This window comes from Halanaerobium saccharolyticum subsp. saccharolyticum DSM 6643 (assembly GCF_000350165.1).
Lineage (GTDB): Bacteria > Bacillota > Halanaerobiia > Halanaerobiales > Halanaerobiaceae > Halanaerobium > Halanaerobium saccharolyticum.
In genome coordinates this window covers 831,062-851,577 of the sequence record NZ_CAUI01000005.1, presented here as the reverse complement: position 1 = coordinate 851,577, position 20,516 = coordinate 831,062, and the positions used below count along the sequence as shown (strand labels likewise).

Sequence of the window (20,516 nt, the reverse complement as noted above, 5' to 3'; positions counted from 1 at the left end):
ACTTTTAGTGTCATTTTTTAACACCTCTATTCTTGATAATAATAATCAAAAAGATACATCAAAATCATCTTTATCATAATTTCTACTGATATTATTTGCCTTTTTTGCATCTTCTTTCTCTATTTCATGTTTATAAATCTGCTCTTTATATTCTGAATCTATATCATGGCCCAGTAGTTCCAGTTCATTTATCGCACAGATTTTGTCGACTCCAAACCATTTGCTATAACCTTTAACCAGATTTTTACCTTCATATTCAGTAATCCATTTTTCTGCAGCAGCAAGTCTCTGTTTTTTGTTATATCTATTTCTTTTGGGTGCAAACATTAGTACCCCTCCAATTAAAAATAATAGCTGTTATATTTTTTGAAGATTTCTCTTGATATCTTATTATGAAATTTGTGTATTTCACTGTCCAATTCAAAAGAATCAATTTTTTCCTTTTCCCACTGCTTAAATTTTACATTGAGATCAGATAAAGCTTTTTTTAGTTCTCTTTCATGTGCAAGAGCAGCCAGCCGCCTAACTTCTTTTTTAGTTTTTTTGCTGTAAGCATTCATTTTTAACTCCTTTTGAAATGACAAGAAAAATTATCTAATTCTTATATTCTTCTAATCCTTTAACATTATCCGCTCTTAAAGATTATTTAATATTAAAGCGGATAAACATTACCGCTATTTACTATATAATATTTATCTCCCTTTTTGCCGAGTTCTAAATAAACAAAACAATCTTTTACTGCTAAATCAGTTATTTTTTTAGGAACTACAACTGGTCCTATCTCTTCTTTACCTTCCATATAATCCTTAACCCATAATTTACCCTGTTTGATTTTAGTTATGGCATAATTACCTTCCTCATAGGAATTATAGTTATTAAATTCATTTTTAATTGATTCATCATAAAGTAAATCAGAAAACTCTACCACTTTGGGTAGAACATCTTTAAACTCATTAATTGTTGAATAAATCTCATCAAATTTTTTATTATCAATATAATTATTATTTTTCAACCATTTAGTGAAGCGCCGCATTACAGTTGCTGTTTTTTTCATTAAATATTTTTCAGCCATTACTTTCCGAATCATAAAATCAGTCATAAATTCATCGATCTGCATACTGCTGAGTTTATCAATCGAATACATCTCACAGTAATTATCTTCTCCATAGATAGCTTTTTCTTCAAAGTTATCCTGTTCTTCCTCTGGTAAAAACATATAAGCATAACTATTTAAATAATCTTCAAAAAGAGATATTACATTAGTGTAGTCATTATATGTTCTCTTGCTTAACCTTTGATCCTGGTCTGCTAGGAAGTCATTTAATAATTGTTTTAGACTATCCATTTTTATCATCCTCCTATTCTTTTAAAGCAAGCTATTTTTAAATTCAAGATTAAGCATAATTATCTAAAAGTTTAATAAATATAAAGTCTTAAATCAGATTTAATATCTTCCGGATCATACTCTTTAAATCTCTGACTTTCAGCCCACTCCAGCATAGACTCATATTCTTCATGATCTGGATTGGAGATAATGCTCATAAATTCACTAAACCCGCCTACTCCTCCTACATCTTCTGGGGGGGCAGTTCCTTCTCCTTCTAAAAAGCTCGGAGTATTCTTATTATAATCTTCTATAATTTCTTCAGTTTCTAAATAATGATGCCAGTTATCCCCGTAATCATAAATATACTTGATCCTAGCAGGTAGAACGTCTTTCAGTTTAACTTCATTTTCTATTGCCTGCTCAAAATCCTCAGCGGCAAAGTTTAACTGATCTCTATTATAATCAAGATTTTCCTGGTTCATAGCCAGATTTAAAACAGCTTTGAATCCATCTCTGTGATATTCTGATTGATTCCAATTTTTAGTTTTATCTTTTTCTTCACTGTAAACAAAGAAATCATGCAGGTGATAATCCTGCCAGTTATATAGTTTTTGAAGAATATTGTGCAGTTCTCGAAATGTATAGTTTAAAGGCACTATTATCTTTCTCCAGGCTTGATATTCACCGAGTTCCAGTTCAACTTTTAAAACTGCAGCCTGAGTTTGAATTACCTCTTTTTCGCCAAAATATTCTGCTAATTCATGCTGTAATGTTTCATCAGGATAAAAGTAATCTTTCTTATCATCTTTGCGCGACATATTATTTATATTTTTTGCTACGCGCGACTGATAAATTTCATTTTCATTTAATCTATCAGCAAATCGCTTCGTCATTTTACAGGAATTATTCATTCTCGCTATGTAACTTCTATCTTTTGCTTTCTGATAGCAAAAATCTTCAAATTGATCTAAATATTTTTCGATTAAACTTGCTTTAATTCCCTCTCGTTCAAAAGCTCTTCTTATTCCTGCTTTGACTCGATCCTCAAAATTATTAAAATCATCTTTTTTTAATCCATATAAAATCACTGTATAATCAGTAGCATCATTAACCAAAACTACTGTTTTACGGCGGTTTAATCTAAAAAAATTAGCATGCCAGGAAAATAAGGGAGGTCTTTCTTTCGGTTTAAGCTCTTTTAAATTTAATTCATCTCTTAATTTATTTGTTGCCTGAATCAGCATAATTATCAATCCTTTATTTATATTTTTATTTACAGCTTAAATTCTGGTTAATACTGCCATCAGGCAGCATATTATCAGGGTGATATTCTCCTTTTTCTTCCATTTGATAACGATGACAGCTTTTATTTTGACCATGACAGTAGTTTTCAACCCACTTTTTATCTATTTCACCAGCCTCATAAAATCTTTTCATTGGACAGACTGGATACCATTTGCAAGTCACAATTAGCCTCCTTAAGTTCATCCAAATTTAAATCATCTCTTACCTTATTTAGTTGTCTGGATCAGAATACTTGAAAATCTTTTAATATTAATTTATCTATAATTTAAACTACTTAAATTATATCACAGAAGATCGGGTAATTAAATAATTTCTAAATTCTAAGCTATCTGAAATAACAAGAAAAAGAGCCTTCCAGTTATCAACTAGAGGCTCCTCTTAAATTTATTCTTATATTACTTTCTATTTTCAATATGATTTGGTCTGTTATTAGTATTTTAACTTATATTTATCATAATAAAGCTGCTAAGACTGCCATTGCTGTGCTTCTGATTGGGAGATGTTCTCAAAAGCGAGCAGACTCCATTCTTCAGCTAAGCGAGCATATAAATCTCTGGTCAGATTTTCTTCCTAAAACATGAATTCTAAATCTGCTATTTGTTTTTCGCTAAGTTCAAATACTGGATAGTTATTTACGATATTTTCTGGACTGTGAATACCATTTCTCGGTCTCTGTGCCATGATAATGCCTGCAGCTGAAGTTAATAATATGATTAGTTAAATTATTTCAATAAAATTCTTAGCTTTTTCAGTAATAGTCGCATAATTATTATTTTTTACATCTTCATTATTAATCAAAGAACTTCCTATTCCTACTGCAACTGCTCCACTATTTAAAAATTCATTTATATTATTTAAATTAACGCCTCCTACTGCTATAAATTCAACGTGATCTAAGGGACCCTGTAAACTTTTCATATACTTAACACCAGAAGCTTCAGCCGGAAAAAATTTTATTAAGTCTGCTCCTTCATTCATTGCATTAATAACTTCAGTTGGCGTAGCTGCACCAGGGATAGATACTTTTCCATATCGATTACAACAATGAATCATTTCTTTATTTACAATAGGACTAAGAATAAAGTCTGATCCTGCTTGAATTGCTGTCTTTGCAGTTTCACTATCAAGTACAGTTCCTGCCCCAATATGCATAGAATCACCAAATTTTTTATCAATACTTTCTATAATTTTTTCAGCATTATTTGTATTAAAGGCTACTTCTACTAATTTTATTCCTCCTTCATAAAGAGATTGAACTACTTCGAGAGCTTGATTACTATTATCAACACCTCGAATAATAGCTATAATTTTATTATCTTTTATTGATTTTATAATATCTGATTTTTTATTCATATATATTCACCCCTATAATATACTTACCATTCTGCTATAGTACCATCTTTATTTCGCCAAATTGGATTTTTCCAATCATGACCTTGACTAGCCATTTGTTTAACTTTTTCTTCATTAATACTTATACCCAATCCAGACTTTTGGGGTATTTCTAAATATCCATCATTATATTTAAAAATTTTTTTATTGTTAATATAATCTAACAAGTCATTGCCTTTGTTATAATGAATTCCTAAACTTTGTTCTTGAATGAAAACATTAGGAGTGCAGGTGTCAACTTGAATTGCAGCAGCTAAGCTAACAGGTCCTAAGGGACAATGAGGAGCTATTGCTATATCATACGCCTCTGCCATTGTTGCAATTTTTTTCACTTCTGAAATCCCGCCAGCATGAGATAAATCAGGCTGTAATATATCCACATTGCCATTACTTATTACATCTTTAAAATCCCATCTACTAAATAATCTTTCTCCTAATGCAATAGGAATTCCATAACTAGTTAATTGATTTAAAGATTCAAGGTTTTCTGATAATATTGGTTCTTCAATAAACATAAGATTATAATCAGCTAATTTTTTAAAAAGGACTTTTGCCATTGCTCTATGAACTCTTCCATGAAAATCTACTGCAATACCAAAATTTTTATTAGTTTTTTTTCTAACTGCTTCTACTCTTTTTATAACATTTTCAACTTTATCATAATCATCAATATAATGCATTTCTTCTGAAGCATTCATTTTAATGGCTTGAAAACCCTGTTTTAATTTTTTTTCAGCTTCTTCAGCAACATTTTCAGGTCTATCTCCTCCTATCCAGGAATAAACTTTTATTTTATTTCTGGCTTTTCCACCCAAAAATTCATAAATTGGTGCATCATAATATTTTCCTTTAATATCCCATAATGCCTGATCAATTCCTGAAATAGCGCTCATTAAAATTGGTCCACCTCTATAGAAGCCCCCTCTGTAAAGTTTTTGCCAGTGATCTTCAATTTTTAAAGGATCTTTTCCAATTAAATAATCACTCATTTCTAATACAGCTGATTTAACAGTTTCAGCTCTTCCTTCAATAACAGGCTCCCCCCACCCAATAATACCTTTATCAGTTATCATTTTTAAAAAAAGCCATCTTGGAGGCACTTTATATAGCTCTATTTTAGTAATTTTCATTTTATTCCCCTACCTTAATTAAGATATTATACATTTTTATTACCTATATATCCTTTTCTCCACATATCAAGAATAATAGCAAAAAGTATTACTAATCCTTTAATTACACTTTGCAAAAATGGTGAAACTGCTAAAAGATTCATAGCATTTCCAATCGTAACAATAATTAAAGTACCTACTACTGTACCTGCAATATTACCTTCGCCACCAAATAAACTAGTCCCTCCAATAACAACAGAAGCTATAGCATCTAGTTCTAAACCTTCTCCCATAGTTCCTGGAGCAGCAGTTAATTTTGATGTTAATATAATGGCTGCAACAGAAGCCATAATACCGTTAACTATATATACAAAAAATTTAATTTTATTCACTTCTATACCTGACAGCCAGGCTGCCTTTTTATTACTACCAGAAGCATAAACTTTTCTCCCAAATGTTGTATAATTTAAAATATAATAAGTTGCTATAAATAGTAATCCGTAAATATATATAGCCACTGGTATTTTAAAAATTCTTGCTAAACCAAAAAATTCATATGAACTAGGAAGTCCAAAAATAGTTTTACCTTTACTTATATATAAAGACAAACCCCTTGATATGTTCATCATGGCTAAAGTAGCAATAAAGGGTGGTAATTTTAATACTGAAACGTTAAAACCATTTATTGCTCCTAAAATGATGCCCAACCCTATCATCATTATTACTGCAAGTATCATACTCATGCCATTTACCATCATCATGGCCCCAACCATACCAATAAGAACTACCTGGCCTCCAACAGATAAATCAATCCCACCTGTTAAAATTACAAATGTCATTCCTAAAGCTACCACACCTATAATGGCAGATCTTTGTAATATATTTAGAATATTATTTACAGTTAGAAAGTGTGGAGAAAGAAAAGAAACAACAATACCAATCCCAATTAAAATAAATAAAATAGCAAATTCAGATTGAACTACCTCTTTGAATTTTTTTGAAACATTATTCATTACTTTAACCCCCCTGCCATAACTAATTTTTGCAACTCATCTTTTGAAACTTCAGACTTGTTTTGCTCATTTGTTATTTGGCCATTATTTAATACTAAAATTCTATCAGCTATACCATGAATTTCAGGCACTTCAGAAGATAAAAGTAAAATACCTACTCCCATATCTAATAACTCTTTAAAAAAGTTATAAACTTCAATTTTTGCTCCAACGTCTATACCGCGAGTCGGTTCATCAAAAATAATTATTTTTGATTGATTGGCCAGCCATTTTGATAATACAACTTTCTGCTGATTACCACCACTTAAATCTGTTACTTTTTGATTAATAGAAGAACACTTAATTTGTAATTTATTTACTAAATTTTTTACTAGTTTTTTTTCTTTGTTATTTTTAATAATTTTCTTTTCAGAAATTTCTTTTAAAGCACTTAAAGAAATATTAAACTTCACATCCTGTTTAGTAAGTAAACCCTCAGAAGATCTATCTTCAGGTACAAAACCAATCCCTCTTTCTATAGCTTGATGAGGATTTTTATTAAATATTTTTTCTTCATTAAAATAAATATCTCCTGTAACCTCTTTTCTTTTATATGCTCCTAATATTGTTTTTCCTATCTCAGTTTTTCCTGCACCCAATAATCCAACTATTCCAAGTATTTCACCCTCAAACAGACTAAAAGAAATATTTTTCAATTTATTTTTTAAACTAATATCATTTAATTCTAATAATTTTTTACCTCTATTTTGATTTATTTTTGGATAAATATTCTCTACTGAGCGTCCTATAATTAATTTAGATAATTCATTTTCATCGGTTTGATCAGTTTTTAAATTCTTAATTTTTTTTCCATTTCTTAAAACAGTTATTCTATCTGTTATTTCTAGAACTTCATCTAATTTATGAGTTATAAAAATAATAGAATAACCTTTTTCTTTTAATTTTTGTAAAAATTCTAATAAAAACTCGATATCTTTTAATGATAAAGCAGAAGTTGGTTCATCCATTATTAAAATTTTACTTTCAGAAACTAAAGCTCTTATAATAGCAACAATTTGTTGTTCGGCTACACTAATTTCTTTTATTTTTTTTCTAACATCAATATTTACTTCTAGCTTTTTCATTTCATTTTCCGCTCTTTTATATAGATCTTTCCAATTTATTTTCCCATAATTTTTCTGATTGAATTCAGAAATAAAAATATTTTCTGTAACACTTAGATCATTAAGCAAATTCAATTCCTGATAAACCATTGCTATACCTCTATTTTCTGCATCTAAAGGTGACTTCAATTTTACTTCCTCATCTTCTAATTTTATCTTGCCTTCATCCTGGTTAAGTGCTCCACTTATAATTTTCATTAAAGTAGATTTACCAGCCCCATTCTCCCCCAGTAAACCATGTATCTCTCCTTTATTTACATCAAAATCAACTTTATCTAATGCCTGAACTCCACCAAAACTTTTCGAAATTTTTTCAAGTTTTAATAATTTATTCTCCATATAATATCACCCTATTTTAAAGGGATGCATTAGTTACTAATGCATCCCTTATTAATTTTAATAATTTAGGTAATTGTTCCAAATTCCCTCTGTCATAGGCCATATTGTTTCTGAAGATACGTCAAAATTACCCCATAATTTCTGAGAATCAACATTTTCTTTTGTTATTACTATTGGCTCAAATTGAACTACTTCCTCATTAAGTGGTAACCCTTTTGCTACTCGGGTTAATGAACCTTTTACAGCTATAGTTGCCATCATTAAAGGAGAATATTCAACTGAAGCTTTTAAATTTCCTTCGCGAATTTGCTCCAAAGCATATGGGGAACCATCTACAGATACTATGGTTACATGTCCGTCAGCTTCTTGAGAAATAGGTTTTCCAGATTGTTTTAATGCAGAAATTACTCCAGGAACCATTCCATCATTATGACTGAAGACTCCGTCTAAATCAGGATGAGCATTTAAAACATCAGTAATAGCGGCCATTGCTTTTTCTGGTTTCCATTCACTTGCTCTCTGACTTACTATTTCTATATTATCATATTTTGCTATTTCATTTGTAAATCCATCGGATCTTCCTCTTGCGTTTGCAGTAGCTAAATCTCCCTGAACAGTTGCTATTTTAGCATTTTCAACATTATTTTCCTCAAATTCTTCTACAAGAACCTGTGCTGCTTTTTTACCCATTAATTGATCATCACCATATGTGGTCATATTTACTGTAATATCTTCACCATGTATAGGTCTAACAATTGCTATAACTGGTATATTAGCTTCATTTGCTTTTTTTACTGCAGGTGCAATAGCTTCACTGTCAGTAGCCTGAATAATAATTACATCTTTACCAGTTTGAATAAAATCTTCTATTTGAGACATCTGTTTATTTACATCATAGTTTGGATTAGAAACTGTAACTTCTGCCCCTGCTTCTTCTAACATCCATTTAGAATATTGTTGTAATGAAACTATAAATTCACTTGCCATTTCTGCTACAGTTATCCCTACTTGTAAAGGTTCTCCATTTTCTTTAATTCCTTGATTTTCAATATTCTTTTTAAAAAAATCACTTTCTTGCGCAGATACAGAAATAGTAATCATACTTACCAAAAAAATTGTTACCAACACCAAAGAAAATATTTTTCTCATTATTAATATCCCCCTTATAAATTTTGACTTTTTCTAATAATTTTACTTTTTAAACTACTTTTAATTTAATTATGATTTACAGTCACCTCCCTATTAAAAAATTTAGTAGTTAATAAAATTTATAAATTTAAATTTTTAGCAATTTCAATAGCTCCAATTGATGACATATTTTTTATTATATTGTCTTCAATAATTATAGGGTCCGTTTTAAAATAATCATCTTCCTTTATAAGAAGACCAAAAGCATCTTTAATTAAATTATTCCCTCCAATAACTACAGGTAATTTATGATGCATATTTGATTCTTGATAACTTTTAACTGCTAATAAATCATTACTTAAAATAGTTCCCAATAAATAATTAGCTCTTTGATTAACTGTATTACTACCGAATTGTTCTAAGATTCTAGTAATAAAACTGGATCTATTTGAACCAATTTTATTTGAAAGCTCAGCTCCTTTTAGTAAAAAATCTTTTTCTATATTTTTCGCAAATGTACTTTCTAATGAACTAGATAATATTGAGTTATTAGTTAATTCTGCTATTAATTCTCCTGCCAAAGTAGTGATACTTTTACTAATTTTATTTTTGTCATTTAAAAAAATAAATTTAGTATGTGAACCAGGTAAAATTATTAACAATGGACCCTGTAATTTTAAATATTTAACTATTCCAAAAACTTCTGCTTCCTCTCCTCTCATCATATCTACTTCCTCACAGTTATTTAAAGTGACATTTTCAATAGCTGTTCTAACTCCTGGAATAAAATTTATTGGAATATCAAAGATTTTCTTTTTTTTAATTCCTTTAGCAATTTCAACTTTACCAGCTGGAAAAAAGACATGAGGAACTTCATACAAGCCAATATCAGAGGAAAGCATACCAATTCCAAGAGTCAAATCTAATTGTTTCTTTTTTATATTAGCTTTTGATAAAACCTTTGTAATTAAATTATCTATCTCTTTCTTAAATTTTTGGTTCTTTTTTAAATTAGTGTTATTTCGAACTCCTATTTTTTTATCAGCTTTAGCAATTATTTTATCATCTAAAAAAATTTTTACCCGGGTATTCGTTGTTCCAGTATCTATAGTTAATATATTTTTCAAAATCATTCCTCCTTTTTCTATATTTTCTGAATATTATAATATAAAACAATGTTCACATATGAGAAAGTTGTTCAATATTTAGATAAAATAATTTGCTTTTAAAAATATAAATCTTTTTTCATAAATCCTAATTTTCTTGAAATATTTAAAGCAGTTTCTCTGACTTTTCTACTATATTCTTCAATTTTATCTTCAGTTATTTCAGAATAAAGTGTAGCTATACTTATTGTAGCGATTGCTTTTTCACTGAAATCATAAATTGGTGCTGCCAAGCAAAATAATTTTTCTTCACTTTCTCTATTATCAATTGAATAACCTCTAGATCTTATCATTTCTAAATCTTTTATCAAGTCGTTTATATTTGTTATTGTATATTTAGTGACAGCTTTTAAATTTTCATTTGAAAATTTTGTTTTTATATGTTCATTAGAATAAGTAGCAAGTATTGCTTTTCCCAATCCGGTGCAATACATAGGCATTCTAGAACCAAGTTTAGCAGTAGTTCTTACTTCATTTAAAGGTTCAGATTTATTCAAATATACAAGTTCATTCTTATCCTCTACTGCTAAAAAAACAGTATTTTTTACTTCACTCATTAATTTTTCAACTAATGGAACGGCTACTTGAGATACTTTTCTATCCTGCAAATAAGAAGTGCCTACCTCAAATGATTTTAATCCTAACTTAAAGGTTTTTAATTTATCATCATCAATTTCTAAAAAATCCTTTTCTACTAAAGTATATAGAAGATTAAAAGTACTGCTTTTGGGAATATCTAAAGTAGTACTTACTTCAGATATTGTTAACGATTCTTGTGATTTAGAAATTAATGATAATATTTCAGTAACTCGTAATGCAGATTTATTTAGTCTGACCATAAATATTCTCCTTTATAATTTATATAATATTTATAAAAAATAATTAATATTTATCATTTATTATATTAGAAACATCAATTTCTTTTTTGTCAAAAAGATATGCTCTACCTGGCATCCCTTCCCTATTAGACACTTTTAAAAGAGAAAGCAATAATATATATTCTTTTTCGGGGATTTTATTTAATTTCAATCCCTCTAAAATTATAATATTATTTTTTAAAAGAATTTTATGAGTGGGGGCACCTTCTTGATCTCTTTCGATTCCATTAGTATCTATTCCTACACCACTTATATTCATATTTTTTAAATATTCAGCACCAGAGATACCAAGATAGATAAATTTTTCCGGATTATTTTTTAAATAATTTTTTTCAGAATTTTTAGTTTTTAAAATTATAAACATATTTTTTTTAATTTCATATTTTTCTAAATCATTTTTTGTTATTTTTTCTTTTTTGTGACTTAAATCTAATACTTTAGCTTCATAAAAAGGATTTTCTTCAAAATAATCATTGCTTTTTTTCCCATTTTTAAATCTATGAAAAGGTGTATCAATGTGTGTACCAGTATGAAGATTCATTTCAATTTGACTATCATAAACATCATCATTTTCAAATGTTAAATTAGTTTTAAATTTAGGTTTCAAATCTTCGATATTTTTATATACAATCATATCTTCTTTTATTTCCATTGAAATATCATACATGAATTTTTCCTCCTTCTTCATTTTTGAGTTCTCATATGTGAACTTTGTTCAATATTTTTAATATACTTTAAATTTATCATTTTCTGATAATTTTGTCAAATCTAATTGTACAATTTATCCAATTTATCTTATAAATAAAGTATCCCTTATATAACTATTAATTATATGATCATCTTTATTTACAACTTCTACAAATTTATCCACCTTTTTTCTAAAAATTGAACTTGCCAATACATTTTTTGATTCACTGCTGTCTTAAATATCTAACTCTAATTTTTCTTAAATGCTTAATTCACCATCTCACTCTATCTCTCCAGAAAACTTTATAATATTATTTCGTTAATAAATAATCCTTTTTTTCTACATTAATAATTTTATTCAGAATATGGCAGTATTGGAGCTTCTTGTTTTATCAGTCCAAATTTAGTTTAATAAAAGCAATTTCAATTAAAAAATACCACAGGGGTGTGAGAGTATTATGTCGCAAATTAGTGTTTTGTTAAAATAACCTAAATATATTCTCCTTATTTTCAAAATGATTTTTATTATTATATAATATTCAAGCATAGATGACCAGGCTTAAATACTCTGTCTTTGTAATATTTTCTTAAATTCGGTTCGTTTCAGATTGTTTTAGACTTTTCACAGTGCAATCATTCTATTATTTATTATTTTAATCTGGTATATTTTATTAAGGCTTGGAGACAGCTTTTAAAAGGTTTAAAACTGAATTAGATAAGTTTAAAACTTTCTAACTATTTTTTTTCGACTTATAAAACAAAAAAATACCAGTCAACATAACTAAGTTGTCTGGTATTAATAGTTATAATTTTAATCAAAGAGCAGCTCTTTTATTCTGTAATTAACTATATTTGAGCCTTCTCCCTTTTTAGTTATCTTTTCAGAATCAATACCAAGCTCTCTGGCAAGGATTTTTACAACTCTTGGTCCACAAAAACCTGCCTGGCAGCGGCCCATTCCTGCTCTTGTCCTTCTCTTTATTGCATCTACTGTACGGGCTGGAATCTTACCGTGAATCGCACTTACTATTTCTGCTTCTGTTACGTTTTCGCATCGGCAGATCACATGGCCATAGGCCGGATCTTCAGCCAATAGTTTTTCTTTTTCATGATTGCTGCACTGATGAAAAGGTTTATTTACCACTCTTTCTGCTTGAAAATTATTTTTTTTCTTTATTTTTCTGCCCAGCAGTTTTAATTTTTTTTCTTCATTTAATAATATATTAACAATTTTTTCGGCAATAGCAGGGGATGATGCCAAACCTGGTGACTGGATAGCTGCAGCCTGAATTAAGCCTTTTATTTTTTCTGATGCTTCGATTACGAAGTCCTCTTTATAGTTTGCTGCTCTAACTCCACTAAAACTTGTTATCATATCTTTTTTATCTATTCCTCCGACTATAGTAGTGAATTTATTAATTATTGTATCGAGATCTTCTTGGCTGACTGCTGTATTTGTTTTATCTGCTACTTCGACTGCAGTTGGTCCCCAAAGTGGATTTCCTTCAGGTGTGCGCTGTGCAACCCCTCCCTTTGTATGCTTAGAAGGAGTTGTCCCGACTGCACTTTTGAGAACCTTTGCTTTTTCTTTATCAAAAATAATCAGGGTTCCTCTACGGGGATGAATTGTAAACTGCCTATCTCCTGCCATTTCTGCTACCTGATCTGCATAAACTCCTGCTGCATTGATTAAATAACTGCATTCTATGCGGCCCTGATTAGTATAAGCAATATTGATTTTATCTGCTGCATTATCTACTGCAATCAGTTCTGTATCTAATAATATCTCGACTCCATTTTCGACTGCATTTTCTGCAAGTGCAATTGCTACTTCATATGGTGCTACATAACCTGCGCTAGGTGTCCATAAGGCTGATTTAACATCCTCTGATAAATTTTCTTCAATTTCTCTTGCTTTGTCTCCTGTCAGAATCTCGATTCCTGGAACTCCATTCTTCTCTCCCTTTTCGTAATATTCCTGAATATGAGCGCTGTCATCTTCATCAAACCCGACAACAAATGATCCTGTTCGATCAAAATCAAATTTTAACTCTTTAGACCATTTATCATATTTTGCATTTCCTTTTACATTTAATTCTGCTTTTAGGCTACCAGGAGTCGCTGCATAGCCTGAATGAACCATACCATTATTAGCCTTTGTGGTTCCCTCAGCTATATCAGAATTCTTTTCAATTACTGTAATATCGAGATCATATTTTGCCAGCTCTCTTGCTATTGCTGAACCTGTGATACCTGCACCTACTATTAAGACATCTGTTTTTTTTATAATCTTATCTTTTTCTAAATTTATTTTCACCTTTTTTTCCATATTCTTTTTTATACTTTCTGCTGTATATAGTTCATTAATTACACCTTTTACCTGATCAAGACTGGCTGCCAGATGTCCAAAATCAACTACATCACCCCAACTGTCTACCTTGCCATTTAATTTGATAACATTATTCTCAAGCTCTTCTATATTAATATCATATCGATTTAGCTTCTCATTTTCTTTAATTAATTTTTTCAGATGAGCAATCATTTTGTACCTCCCATCACAACTATTAGATATCGTCCAGGTTAAAATCAAGCCATTTAGCTGCTCGATCTACTGCCCGCTTCCAGATAAAATATTCTTTTTTTCGTTGTTCAGGACTAAGATCAGGCATAAACGTTCTTTCAATCTCAACTGCTTTATCCAAATCCTCTTCTTCCCAAAATCCGGTATATAGTCCTGCCATTTGAGCAGCTCCCAGACTTGTGGCTTCAATCGAACCTGGCCTGCCTACCTGTGCATTTAAAATATCTGCAATTCGTTGAGCGAGAAAGTTGTTTTTAGAAACTCCACCATCAATACGTACCTTTTTCATCTCAATATTTGCCTTGTTCTCAACTACATCACAAATATCTTTAATCCTAAAAGCTATTGCTTCAAGTGTTGCTCTGACAATATGCTCTCTTTTTGTGCCGCGGGTGATACCTATAATTGTACCTCTGGCAAATGAATCCCAGAATGGTGCATTAAGTCCTGTCAGTGCCGGAACAAAATAGACGCCATTGCTGTCATCAACTGATTCTGCCATTGCTTCAGTTTCTGCTGCATCTGAAATAATTCCCATTCCTTCTTTGAGCCACTGAATAGCTGAACCAGTTGTTCCTGCATAGCCTTCTACAGCATAGGTTGTTGTATCTCCTAGTTTCCAGGCTATTACAGTATTGAGGCCGGCTCCAGGTATAACAAGCTGATTACCGATATTGATGTCGACAAATGAGCCTGTACCATTTGTGATTTTTGCTGTTCCGGCTGTGCGGCATTCCTGAGCAAATAATGCTGCATGCTGATCAGCAATTGAGCCTCTAATTGGAACTGCTGTCCCAAATATTTCTGGATCTGTTTCTCCAAAATCGCCTGAGTCATTGATTATTTCTGGATAAATACTAACCGGTACTCCCAGATGATCTAAAAATTCCTGGTACCACTCACCTGTTTCCAGGTTCAAGCTTCCCATTACTGAAGCATTTGAATAGCTAACCGCATGTTTTTTACCTCCTGTCAGCTTCCAGATCAACCAGGTATCCATTGTTCCCAATAAAATATCTCCTTTTTCAACTTCTGCTTTAATTTCCGGTTTGTTTTCTAAAAGCCACTTGACCATCATTGAAGAATATACGGGAGCAACTTCCCAGCCAGTTTTCTGCCTTGCCTTTTCTCCCCACTCACTATTTTTAAGTTCTTCACATTCTTTAGCTGTTCTGCTATCCTGCCAGACAATGGCCTTATCTAGAGTTTTACCCGTGTTTTTATCCCAGAGTACACAGGTTGCCCGCTGATTGGTAATTCCAATAGAGTCAATGTCTTCAGCACTGATTTCAGCTTCTGCCATCGCTTTATGGCAGTTTTCTAAACTTTTTTCATAAATTTCTTCTGCATCATGTTCTACCATATTTTCTTCGGGAGTATACTGAGTGAATTCCTGATAGCTCTGTCCTACAATATTGAAATCATGATCAAATATTAGTGATCTAGTGCCTGTAGTTCCTTCATCAATAACCAGTACATATTTTTTCATCTTTTTCTCCCTTCAATTTTGAACTTTAATTTAATAAATTGATTCCTCATTTAAGTTTATGGATGAACAATTCTTTTCAATTTTTTAATTAATTCCTGCATATTTTCAGATTGAAAAATAGAACGGCCAAATATTAGACCTGAAGCTCCATTTTCTAAATAACGTCTGGCATTAGAAATAGTCCTTGCTTCTCCTCTGTTTTCACCTCCTGCAATTAAAATTGGAATATCTATTAGCTCTGCAATTTCTGCCAGTTTATGATCATTAGCCGGATAAATCATCTTGATCATATCAGCACCGATATCTTGAGCAATTCTTGTATAAAACTTTAGTAATTCTAAATCGTATTTTTTCTCCGGCTCAACCGCCTCTCTGGCAAAACGTGGTTCGATAATCAGAGGTAGTCCATATTTCCTTGACTGACTGACATAATTCCTGTTTCGCTTGATCTCTAACGCTTCCCGTTCCGGATCTTCTGCCCCTATATAAAGATATGACATCACAGCATCTGCCCCTGCTTTTAGAGCATCTTCAATTGTAAAAAGTGATACTGCTGATCCTTCATCATAAGGAATTATTTTTTTGCGGCTGTAATTTTGATAATCGATTTGGATGATAAGTGAAGCCTTATCTTTACCATAAAAGAGGTCCTCAAGCTGATTAACCAAACCAGGATTTAAAATAACTGCATCCAGTTCAGCTGTAATTAACTCTAAATTTTTCCTTATCTGAGCTTGATTTTCAGCACCTTTAATCGGGCCATAGATAACTGAATGAGAATAGGCATTGATTAAAGCCTTACCGTCTTCTGGATTAAATATTCTATTGAGGCGAATCGCTTTCCCTGTGCGGGCATCCATATAATCACCAGACCTCAATTAAATCTGTAAAATAACCATAGTCATTAACATAATTATGCTCACTTAAAACATTATAAGCATAGGGGTCAAAAACTATTAATTTCTTGTGTGTAGATTTTTCGATCTGTTGCAGCCCATCTTTATAAATTGCTTCTCTAATTTCTTCGGGAAAAAAGTAGAGCTCATATTCTGCAGTCAGTGGAAACTGCCAGATATTTACCTGGTTAATCCGCGGACCTTTTGAATATAGCGGCAGAAACTCAATTGAAGATGAAAGCTTACTATCAATCTCTGCCGTTAAAAGTTTGTTAATTTTTTTATTATACTTTAAATACCTGCTGTAAAAGCTACCTGCATGTAGATAAACATCTTGCTCAGCTTTAATCCCTTCTAAAATATCTATAATGTTGATAATCTTGAAGTTGTGTTCTATTCCAACTTTTTTAGCAAAATGTTTAAGTAAGTAATGACTCTGACCGGTAATAGTAAATATTTTTTTGATATTTTTTTCTTTCAGCTCAGCAAAGAGTTCACACAAATGAGATTTACCCTGCTCAATTAAGCCATAGGCAAAATATTCCCAGCCCGGGAAGTGGTGTTCAAGTTCTGAAGTAAATTGAATGTTTTGAGCTGCAAAAAAACGTCCTATTTTTTTAATTGCACCTGGCACATATTTTACTGTCTGATCATCTATAAAGAGGTAGTTTTTAGAACCGTCAACCTGTGGAACTGCTTCTAAACAGTAAGCAAACTTATCTTCATCAATTTCTATAAGATGATCAAAGTTGTCTTCAATCTGCATAATAATTTTTTCTAATTCTCTTTTCATAATATTTGAGCGGCTGATCATTTCTCTGCCAAGGAGCATAATATCCGTATAGTCTTCTGATGATTCAACAAAGTTCTGCCAGCGCTCTCCCTGTCTAGATAAGATTGACTGATAAATTATTTCAGCATTATATTTAGAAACTTCTAATTCCCCAAAATAAAGTGAGCGGATAACCTGAGCCTTACGGGAGGGATAATCGTGCATTTTTTGAGTCGCCCTAAATTCTGGATTATAAGACAACCCCTGATCCATACTGATAACCTGTTTATTCAGCTCTTCGATATAGTTTTCTAATTTATAGGAAATCATAAACCTAACACCCCCCTGTTCAGTAATTTATCTGGATCAATTTTTTCTTTAAGTGCCTTCATTAAATAGATCCCAGCTTCTCCATGTTCTTCTTCTAACCAATTTGCTTTTGCTTTACCAATACCATGATGATGAGAAACATTACCACCATTTTTCAGACTTGCCTCAACTGCTAGTTTTAAACATTTTCTGTACAATTCTTCTCCCTGATAATCATCATCAGCTTTTGCATGAAAAATCACATAAACACTTGCACCTGTGTGGTAAAAATGAGAAAAATGGCAGTCTACGTAATCACAGAAAGGCTCAAGTACGTTTCTCATCTCTTTCCAGACATTTTCAATTTTATCCCAAGGTGCTGCTACTTCTATTGCATCAGCTGTACCACCTTTTTCACGGTCATATTCTAGCATACCCTTTGTAGAAAAACGATTTTCAAACCACTTATTTCCGCCTTCTTCTCCTTTATAATTGGCACCATGAGCCAGACAGATTTCTTTTACTTTTTTGCGCTCAAGCTCAACCATCTCTGCCAATCCTTCATAACCAAGAAAAATTACACACATTCCTTTTTCATAGCCTAAAGCCCTTATTTTTGATTCTGATTCTACCTCATCATAGAGCCTGACGACCGGTGGCCGAATTCCCTGTCTCATAAAATTCCTAACAGCCTCTAAACCGGAATGAGTATCTGGAAATGTAAATGCTTCAAAGACCCTTTTTTCGGGAAGTGGATATATTTTCATCTCAACCTCTGTAATAATCCCGTAGACTCCTTCACTTCCGATGAAAAAATATTTAAGATCAGGACCCGAAGATTTACGTGGCGCCTTATGGGTAGAAAGAACCTGACCATCTGGAAGAACTACCCGGAGTGAATTTACCATATCATCCATTTTCCCGTATTTAGTAGAAAATGTACCTATAGCATCTGTTGCTGCCATTCCCCCAAATACGGCACTCTGAAATGACTGAGGATAATGGCCGCTTGTATAACCTTTTTCATTCAGCATATTTTCAAATTCTGCTCCAGTCAGACCTGCACCAGCCACCGCTGTACAATTTGTGGGATTAATTTCAAATTTCCGTAATTTTTTTGTGTCTATCATTATTTCCTGTTCTTCAGCTATAGTTCCCCCAACAATACCTGAGCCTCCACCATAGGGAATTACGCTTACCTTTTTTTGTTTCGCTTTTGCCAACAGCTCAGCAATAACTGCTTCGCTCTCCGGAACGATTATCGCATCAGGCAGATATTTATAATCTTCCTGCAGAATCCACTTATACTCAACCGGAAATGTTGCATGGGCATAAATCAGTCTTTCTTCTTTTTGAGTATAGATTTCAAGTTGAGGCATTTCTTTTTTTAATTCCTTTATGTATTCTTCATTTGATTTTTTCAATTTAACACACCTCTTCTATTAAATTAAGATATTTAAAATTAGTCATATTTTAGTGCCAGAAAGTTATGCTGATAGATTTCACTATTGTAAAACGCTTCTGTAAAAAATAATATTTTCCCTTCTTTAGTATAGCCTATCTGAGTTCGCTGCAGGATTGGGATTTTGTGGTCAACCCTGAACAGCTCCTCCATTTTTGAACTGCTGATTTGTGCACTTACACATTCCCTGCTATAAGCAATACTTTTACCTGATTTTTTTTTGATTAGTGAATAAAGTGATCCATCCTGATAATCCTCCACATTTATCTTTGTTTCTTTAGTTAAATATGTTTTTAAATAGATCATTGGTTTGTTCTCTACTCCCAGTAATCTTTTTAAAAGCAGCAGCTGCTTATCATAAAATTCTTCTATCCCGCTAAAATTATTGGAGAATTTTTCTGGCAGCTGGCTGATCTCCAGCTCTTTTAAAAAACACATCGGTTCTAAGCCCTTATTCCTTATTTTTTCGTGAAAGCCCTGATACTGATTTAGAGCAGATTTAATATACTGAATTGATTGATTGATCACTTTAACTCCTTTTGCCCTCTCTTTAACAACAAAGCCTTCATCTTCAAGTTCTTCTAAGGCTTTTCTGACAGTAATTCTGCTGACATCATATTCCTCACAGAGTTCTCTTTCTGTAGGCAGGTAACTGCCGATTGCAAACTCATCATCTTTAATTTTTTCGGCAAGTGATTCTTTTACCTGTAGGTATAATGCTTTTTCAGACATATGCCCGCCTCCTGTATATTACAATTTTTAATATTGTTATAATGATTTAAATTAATTATAATTACTTTTTCTTTAATTGTCAATAATTTTCTGAAAATTTAATAAAAAATAAATACCAGTTTATTAATTTACAATGAATTTGATACCACCCAAAGTAAATAGACTTTATTTTCTGAATGATTTTTGTTATTATATAATCGAAAGCAAAGGTCTTTAAATTGATTAAATATAGCTTGAAAAGGCTTGATTAATTTTTGAAAATATGAAAGGAGGCTTAAGCTTATGGAAGAAGATTTAGTTATTAAATCTGCTTTTGAAGATGGTGGCTATATTCCAGAAGAATATACAGCCGATGGAAGGGATATTTCTCCTCCACTAATTATTGAAAATGTACTGCCAGAAGCTAAAACTCTAACTATTATTGTCGATGATCCAGATGCTCCTGGAGGTGCTTTTACCCACTGGCTGATCTGGAATATTCCAGCAGATGTTAAGGAAATTTCAAAAAATATTGAAAAGAAGGAAAAAGCAAAAGGACTTAACGGAGCCTTACAGGGTAAAAATGATTTCAACAACTTAGGTTATATGGGACCTGCTCCTCCCAGTGGAGTTCATACCTACAGATTCTATGTCTATGCTCTTGATGATGAACTGGATTTAAAAGCTGGAGCAGACAAAGAAAGCCTTCTAAACGCAATGGAAGGCCATGTTCTACAGAAAGCTGTTTTAAAAGGTGAATATACACGTTAATTTAATAAATTATTATAA

20 protein-coding genes are annotated in these 20,516 nt (G+C 31.6%); 1 reads left to right on the top strand and 19 read right to left on the bottom strand.

Going from position 1 to position 20,516, the window contains the following annotated elements; translation table 11 throughout:
* Positions 1 to 45 precede the first annotated feature (45 nt).
* The 19 genes from HSACCH_RS04260 to HSACCH_RS04170 all read right to left on the bottom strand — a co-directional run bounded on the left by HSACCH_RS04260 (position 46) and on the right by HSACCH_RS04170 (position 19,748).
* Entirely contained in the window at positions 46 to 327 is a 282-nt protein-coding gene (locus HSACCH_RS04260) for a hypothetical protein (protein WP_005488115.1), read from the bottom strand.
* A 14-nt stretch (positions 328 to 341) separates the two neighbouring features.
* Positions 342 to 560, bottom strand: coding sequence for a hypothetical protein (locus HSACCH_RS04255; protein ID WP_005488114.1), 219 nt, complete (start codon positions 558 to 560; stop codon positions 342 to 344).
* 92 nt (positions 561 to 652) lie between these two features.
* On the bottom strand, positions 653 to 1,345 hold the full coding sequence (locus HSACCH_RS04250) for a hypothetical protein (RefSeq protein WP_005488113.1): 693 nt from the start codon (positions 1,343 to 1,345) through the stop codon (positions 653 to 655).
* Between the two features lie 71 nt (positions 1,346 to 1,416).
* Entirely contained in the window at positions 1,417 to 2,571 is a 1,155-nt protein-coding gene (locus tag HSACCH_RS04245; RefSeq protein WP_005488112.1) for a plasmid pRiA4b ORF-3 family protein, read from the bottom strand.
* Positions 2,572 to 2,596: 25 nt separating this feature from the next.
* Positions 2,597 to 2,794: a hypothetical protein gene (locus HSACCH_RS04240; protein ID WP_005488111.1), complete on the bottom strand. Its 198-nt coding sequence runs from the start codon at positions 2,792 to 2,794 to the stop codon at positions 2,597 to 2,599.
* 555 nt (positions 2,795 to 3,349) lie between these two features.
* Entirely contained in the window at positions 3,350 to 3,985 is a 636-nt protein-coding gene (locus tag HSACCH_RS04235; RefSeq protein ID WP_005488110.1) for a bifunctional 4-hydroxy-2-oxoglutarate aldolase/2-dehydro-3-deoxy-phosphogluconate aldolase, read from the bottom strand.
* 23 nt (positions 3,986 to 4,008) lie between these two features.
* The gene (gene dgoD / locus HSACCH_RS04230; protein WP_005488109.1) at positions 4,009 to 5,154 is read right to left on the bottom strand and encodes a galactonate dehydratase; all 1,146 of its coding nucleotides are present in this window, start codon (positions 5,152 to 5,154) and stop codon (positions 4,009 to 4,011) included.
* 26 nt (positions 5,155 to 5,180) lie between these two features.
* Entirely contained in the window at positions 5,181 to 6,146 is a 966-nt protein-coding gene (locus tag HSACCH_RS04225; RefSeq protein WP_005488108.1) for an ABC transporter permease, read from the bottom strand.
* Positions 6,146 to 7,648, bottom strand: coding sequence for a sugar ABC transporter ATP-binding protein (locus HSACCH_RS04220; RefSeq protein WP_005488107.1), 1,503 nt, complete (start codon positions 7,646 to 7,648; stop codon positions 6,146 to 6,148). The genes HSACCH_RS04225 and HSACCH_RS04220 overlap by 1 nt, the downstream gene beginning before the upstream one ends.
* Positions 7,649 to 7,705: 57 nt before the next feature.
* Positions 7,706 to 8,797, bottom strand: a complete 1,092-nt coding sequence (locus tag HSACCH_RS04215; protein ID WP_005488105.1) for a sugar ABC transporter substrate-binding protein — start codon at positions 8,795 to 8,797, stop codon at positions 7,706 to 7,708.
* 119 nt (positions 8,798 to 8,916) lie between these two features.
* The gene (locus tag HSACCH_RS04210) at positions 8,917 to 9,903 is read right to left on the bottom strand and encodes a 2-dehydro-3-deoxygalactonokinase (protein WP_005488103.1); all 987 of its coding nucleotides are present in this window, start codon (positions 9,901 to 9,903) and stop codon (positions 8,917 to 8,919) included.
* Between the two features lie 98 nt (positions 9,904 to 10,001).
* Positions 10,002 to 10,781 (bottom strand): IclR family transcriptional regulator, encoded by a 780-nt coding sequence (locus HSACCH_RS04205; RefSeq protein ID WP_005488102.1) that lies wholly within the window; start codon positions 10,779 to 10,781, stop codon positions 10,002 to 10,004.
* Positions 10,782 to 10,824: 43 nt separating this feature from the next.
* Positions 10,825 to 11,487, bottom strand: coding sequence for a cyclase family protein (locus tag HSACCH_RS04200; RefSeq protein ID WP_005488101.1), 663 nt, complete (start codon positions 11,485 to 11,487; stop codon positions 10,825 to 10,827).
* Positions 11,488 to 12,318: 831 nt separating this feature from the next.
* A complete protein-coding gene (locus HSACCH_RS04195; RefSeq protein ID WP_005488100.1) occupies positions 12,319 to 14,049 on the bottom strand; it encodes an NAD(P)/FAD-dependent oxidoreductase in 1,731 nt (576 codons plus the stop codon).
* 22 nt (positions 14,050 to 14,071) lie between these two features.
* Entirely contained in the window at positions 14,072 to 15,577 is a 1,506-nt protein-coding gene (locus tag HSACCH_RS04190; RefSeq protein ID WP_005488099.1) for an FGGY family carbohydrate kinase, read from the bottom strand.
* Between the two features lie 56 nt (positions 15,578 to 15,633).
* Positions 15,634 to 16,437: a class I fructose-bisphosphate aldolase gene (locus tag HSACCH_RS04185; RefSeq protein WP_005488098.1), complete on the bottom strand. Its 804-nt coding sequence runs from the start codon at positions 16,435 to 16,437 to the stop codon at positions 15,634 to 15,636.
* A 4-nt stretch (positions 16,438 to 16,441) separates the two neighbouring features.
* Positions 16,442 to 17,575 (bottom strand): HAD family hydrolase, encoded by a 1,134-nt coding sequence (locus HSACCH_RS04180; RefSeq protein ID WP_005488097.1) that lies wholly within the window; start codon positions 17,573 to 17,575, stop codon positions 16,442 to 16,444.
* Entirely contained in the window at positions 17,572 to 18,978 is a 1,407-nt protein-coding gene (locus HSACCH_RS04175; protein ID WP_005488096.1) for an FAD-binding oxidoreductase, read from the bottom strand. Before HSACCH_RS04175 ends, HSACCH_RS04180 begins: the two co-directional genes overlap by 4 nt.
* Positions 18,979 to 19,016: 38 nt before the next feature.
* Positions 19,017 to 19,748, bottom strand: coding sequence for a GntR family transcriptional regulator (locus tag HSACCH_RS04170; RefSeq protein ID WP_005488095.1), 732 nt, complete (start codon positions 19,746 to 19,748; stop codon positions 19,017 to 19,019).
* Positions 19,749 to 20,030: 282 nt separating this feature from the next.
* Here HSACCH_RS04170 and HSACCH_RS04165 point away from each other — a divergent pair, with 282 nt between their 5' ends.
* Positions 20,031 to 20,498 carry a YbhB/YbcL family Raf kinase inhibitor-like protein gene (locus HSACCH_RS04165; protein WP_005488094.1) on the top strand — a complete coding sequence of 156 codons (468 nt, stop codon included), beginning with the start codon at positions 20,031 to 20,033 and terminating at the stop codon, positions 20,496 to 20,498.
* The last annotated feature ends 18 nt before the right edge of the window (positions 20,499 to 20,516 follow it).

Bases quoted from the DNA above. Each gene is read 5' to 3' on its own strand.
- HSACCH_RS04215 (WP_005488105.1), bottom strand. From the start codon at position 8,797: ATGAGAAAAATATTTTCTTTGGTGTTGGTAACAATTTTTTTGGTAAGT.
- HSACCH_RS04185 (WP_005488098.1), bottom strand. From the start codon at position 16,437: ATGGATGCCCGCACAGGGAAAGCGATTCGCCTCAATAGAATATTTAAT.
- HSACCH_RS04260 (WP_005488115.1), bottom strand. From the start codon at position 327: ATGTTTGCACCCAAAAGAAATAGATATAACAAAAAACAGAGACTTGCT.
- HSACCH_RS04220 (WP_005488107.1), bottom strand. From the start codon at position 7,648: ATGGAGAATAAATTATTAAAACTTGAAAAAATTTCGAAAAGTTTTGGT.
- HSACCH_RS04200 (WP_005488101.1), bottom strand. From the start codon at position 11,487: ATGTATGATATTTCAATGGAAATAAAAGAAGATATGATTGTATATAAA.
- HSACCH_RS04190 (WP_005488099.1), bottom strand. From the start codon at position 15,577: ATGAAAAAATATGTACTGGTTATTGATGAAGGAACTACAGGCACTAGA.
- HSACCH_RS04255 (WP_005488114.1), bottom strand. From the start codon at position 560: ATGAATGCTTACAGCAAAAAAACTAAAAAAGAAGTTAGGCGGCTGGCT.
- HSACCH_RS04195 (WP_005488100.1), bottom strand. From the start codon at position 14,049: ATGATTGCTCATCTGAAAAAATTAATTAAAGAAAATGAGAAGCTAAAT.
- HSACCH_RS04235 (WP_005488110.1), bottom strand. From the start codon at position 3,985: ATGAATAAAAAATCAGATATTATAAAATCAATAAAAGATAATAAAATT.
- HSACCH_RS04205 (WP_005488102.1), bottom strand. From the start codon at position 10,781: ATGGTCAGACTAAATAAATCTGCATTACGAGTTACTGAAATATTATCA.
- HSACCH_RS04165 (WP_005488094.1), top strand. From the start codon at position 20,031: ATGGAAGAAGATTTAGTTATTAAATCTGCTTTTGAAGATGGTGGCTAT.
- dgoD (WP_005488109.1), bottom strand. From the start codon at position 5,154: ATGAAAATTACTAAAATAGAGCTATATAAAGTGCCTCCAAGATGGCTT.
- HSACCH_RS04245 (WP_005488112.1), bottom strand. From the start codon at position 2,571: ATGCTGATTCAGGCAACAAATAAATTAAGAGATGAATTAAATTTAAAA.
- HSACCH_RS04170 (WP_005488095.1), bottom strand. From the start codon at position 19,748: ATGTCTGAAAAAGCATTATACCTACAGGTAAAAGAATCACTTGCCGAA.
- HSACCH_RS04225 (WP_005488108.1), bottom strand. From the start codon at position 6,146: ATGAATAATGTTTCAAAAAAATTCAAAGAGGTAGTTCAATCTGAATTT.
- HSACCH_RS04180 (WP_005488097.1), bottom strand. From the start codon at position 17,575: ATGATTTCCTATAAATTAGAAAACTATATCGAAGAGCTGAATAAACAG.
- HSACCH_RS04250 (WP_005488113.1), bottom strand. From the start codon at position 1,345: ATGGATAGTCTAAAACAATTATTAAATGACTTCCTAGCAGACCAGGAT.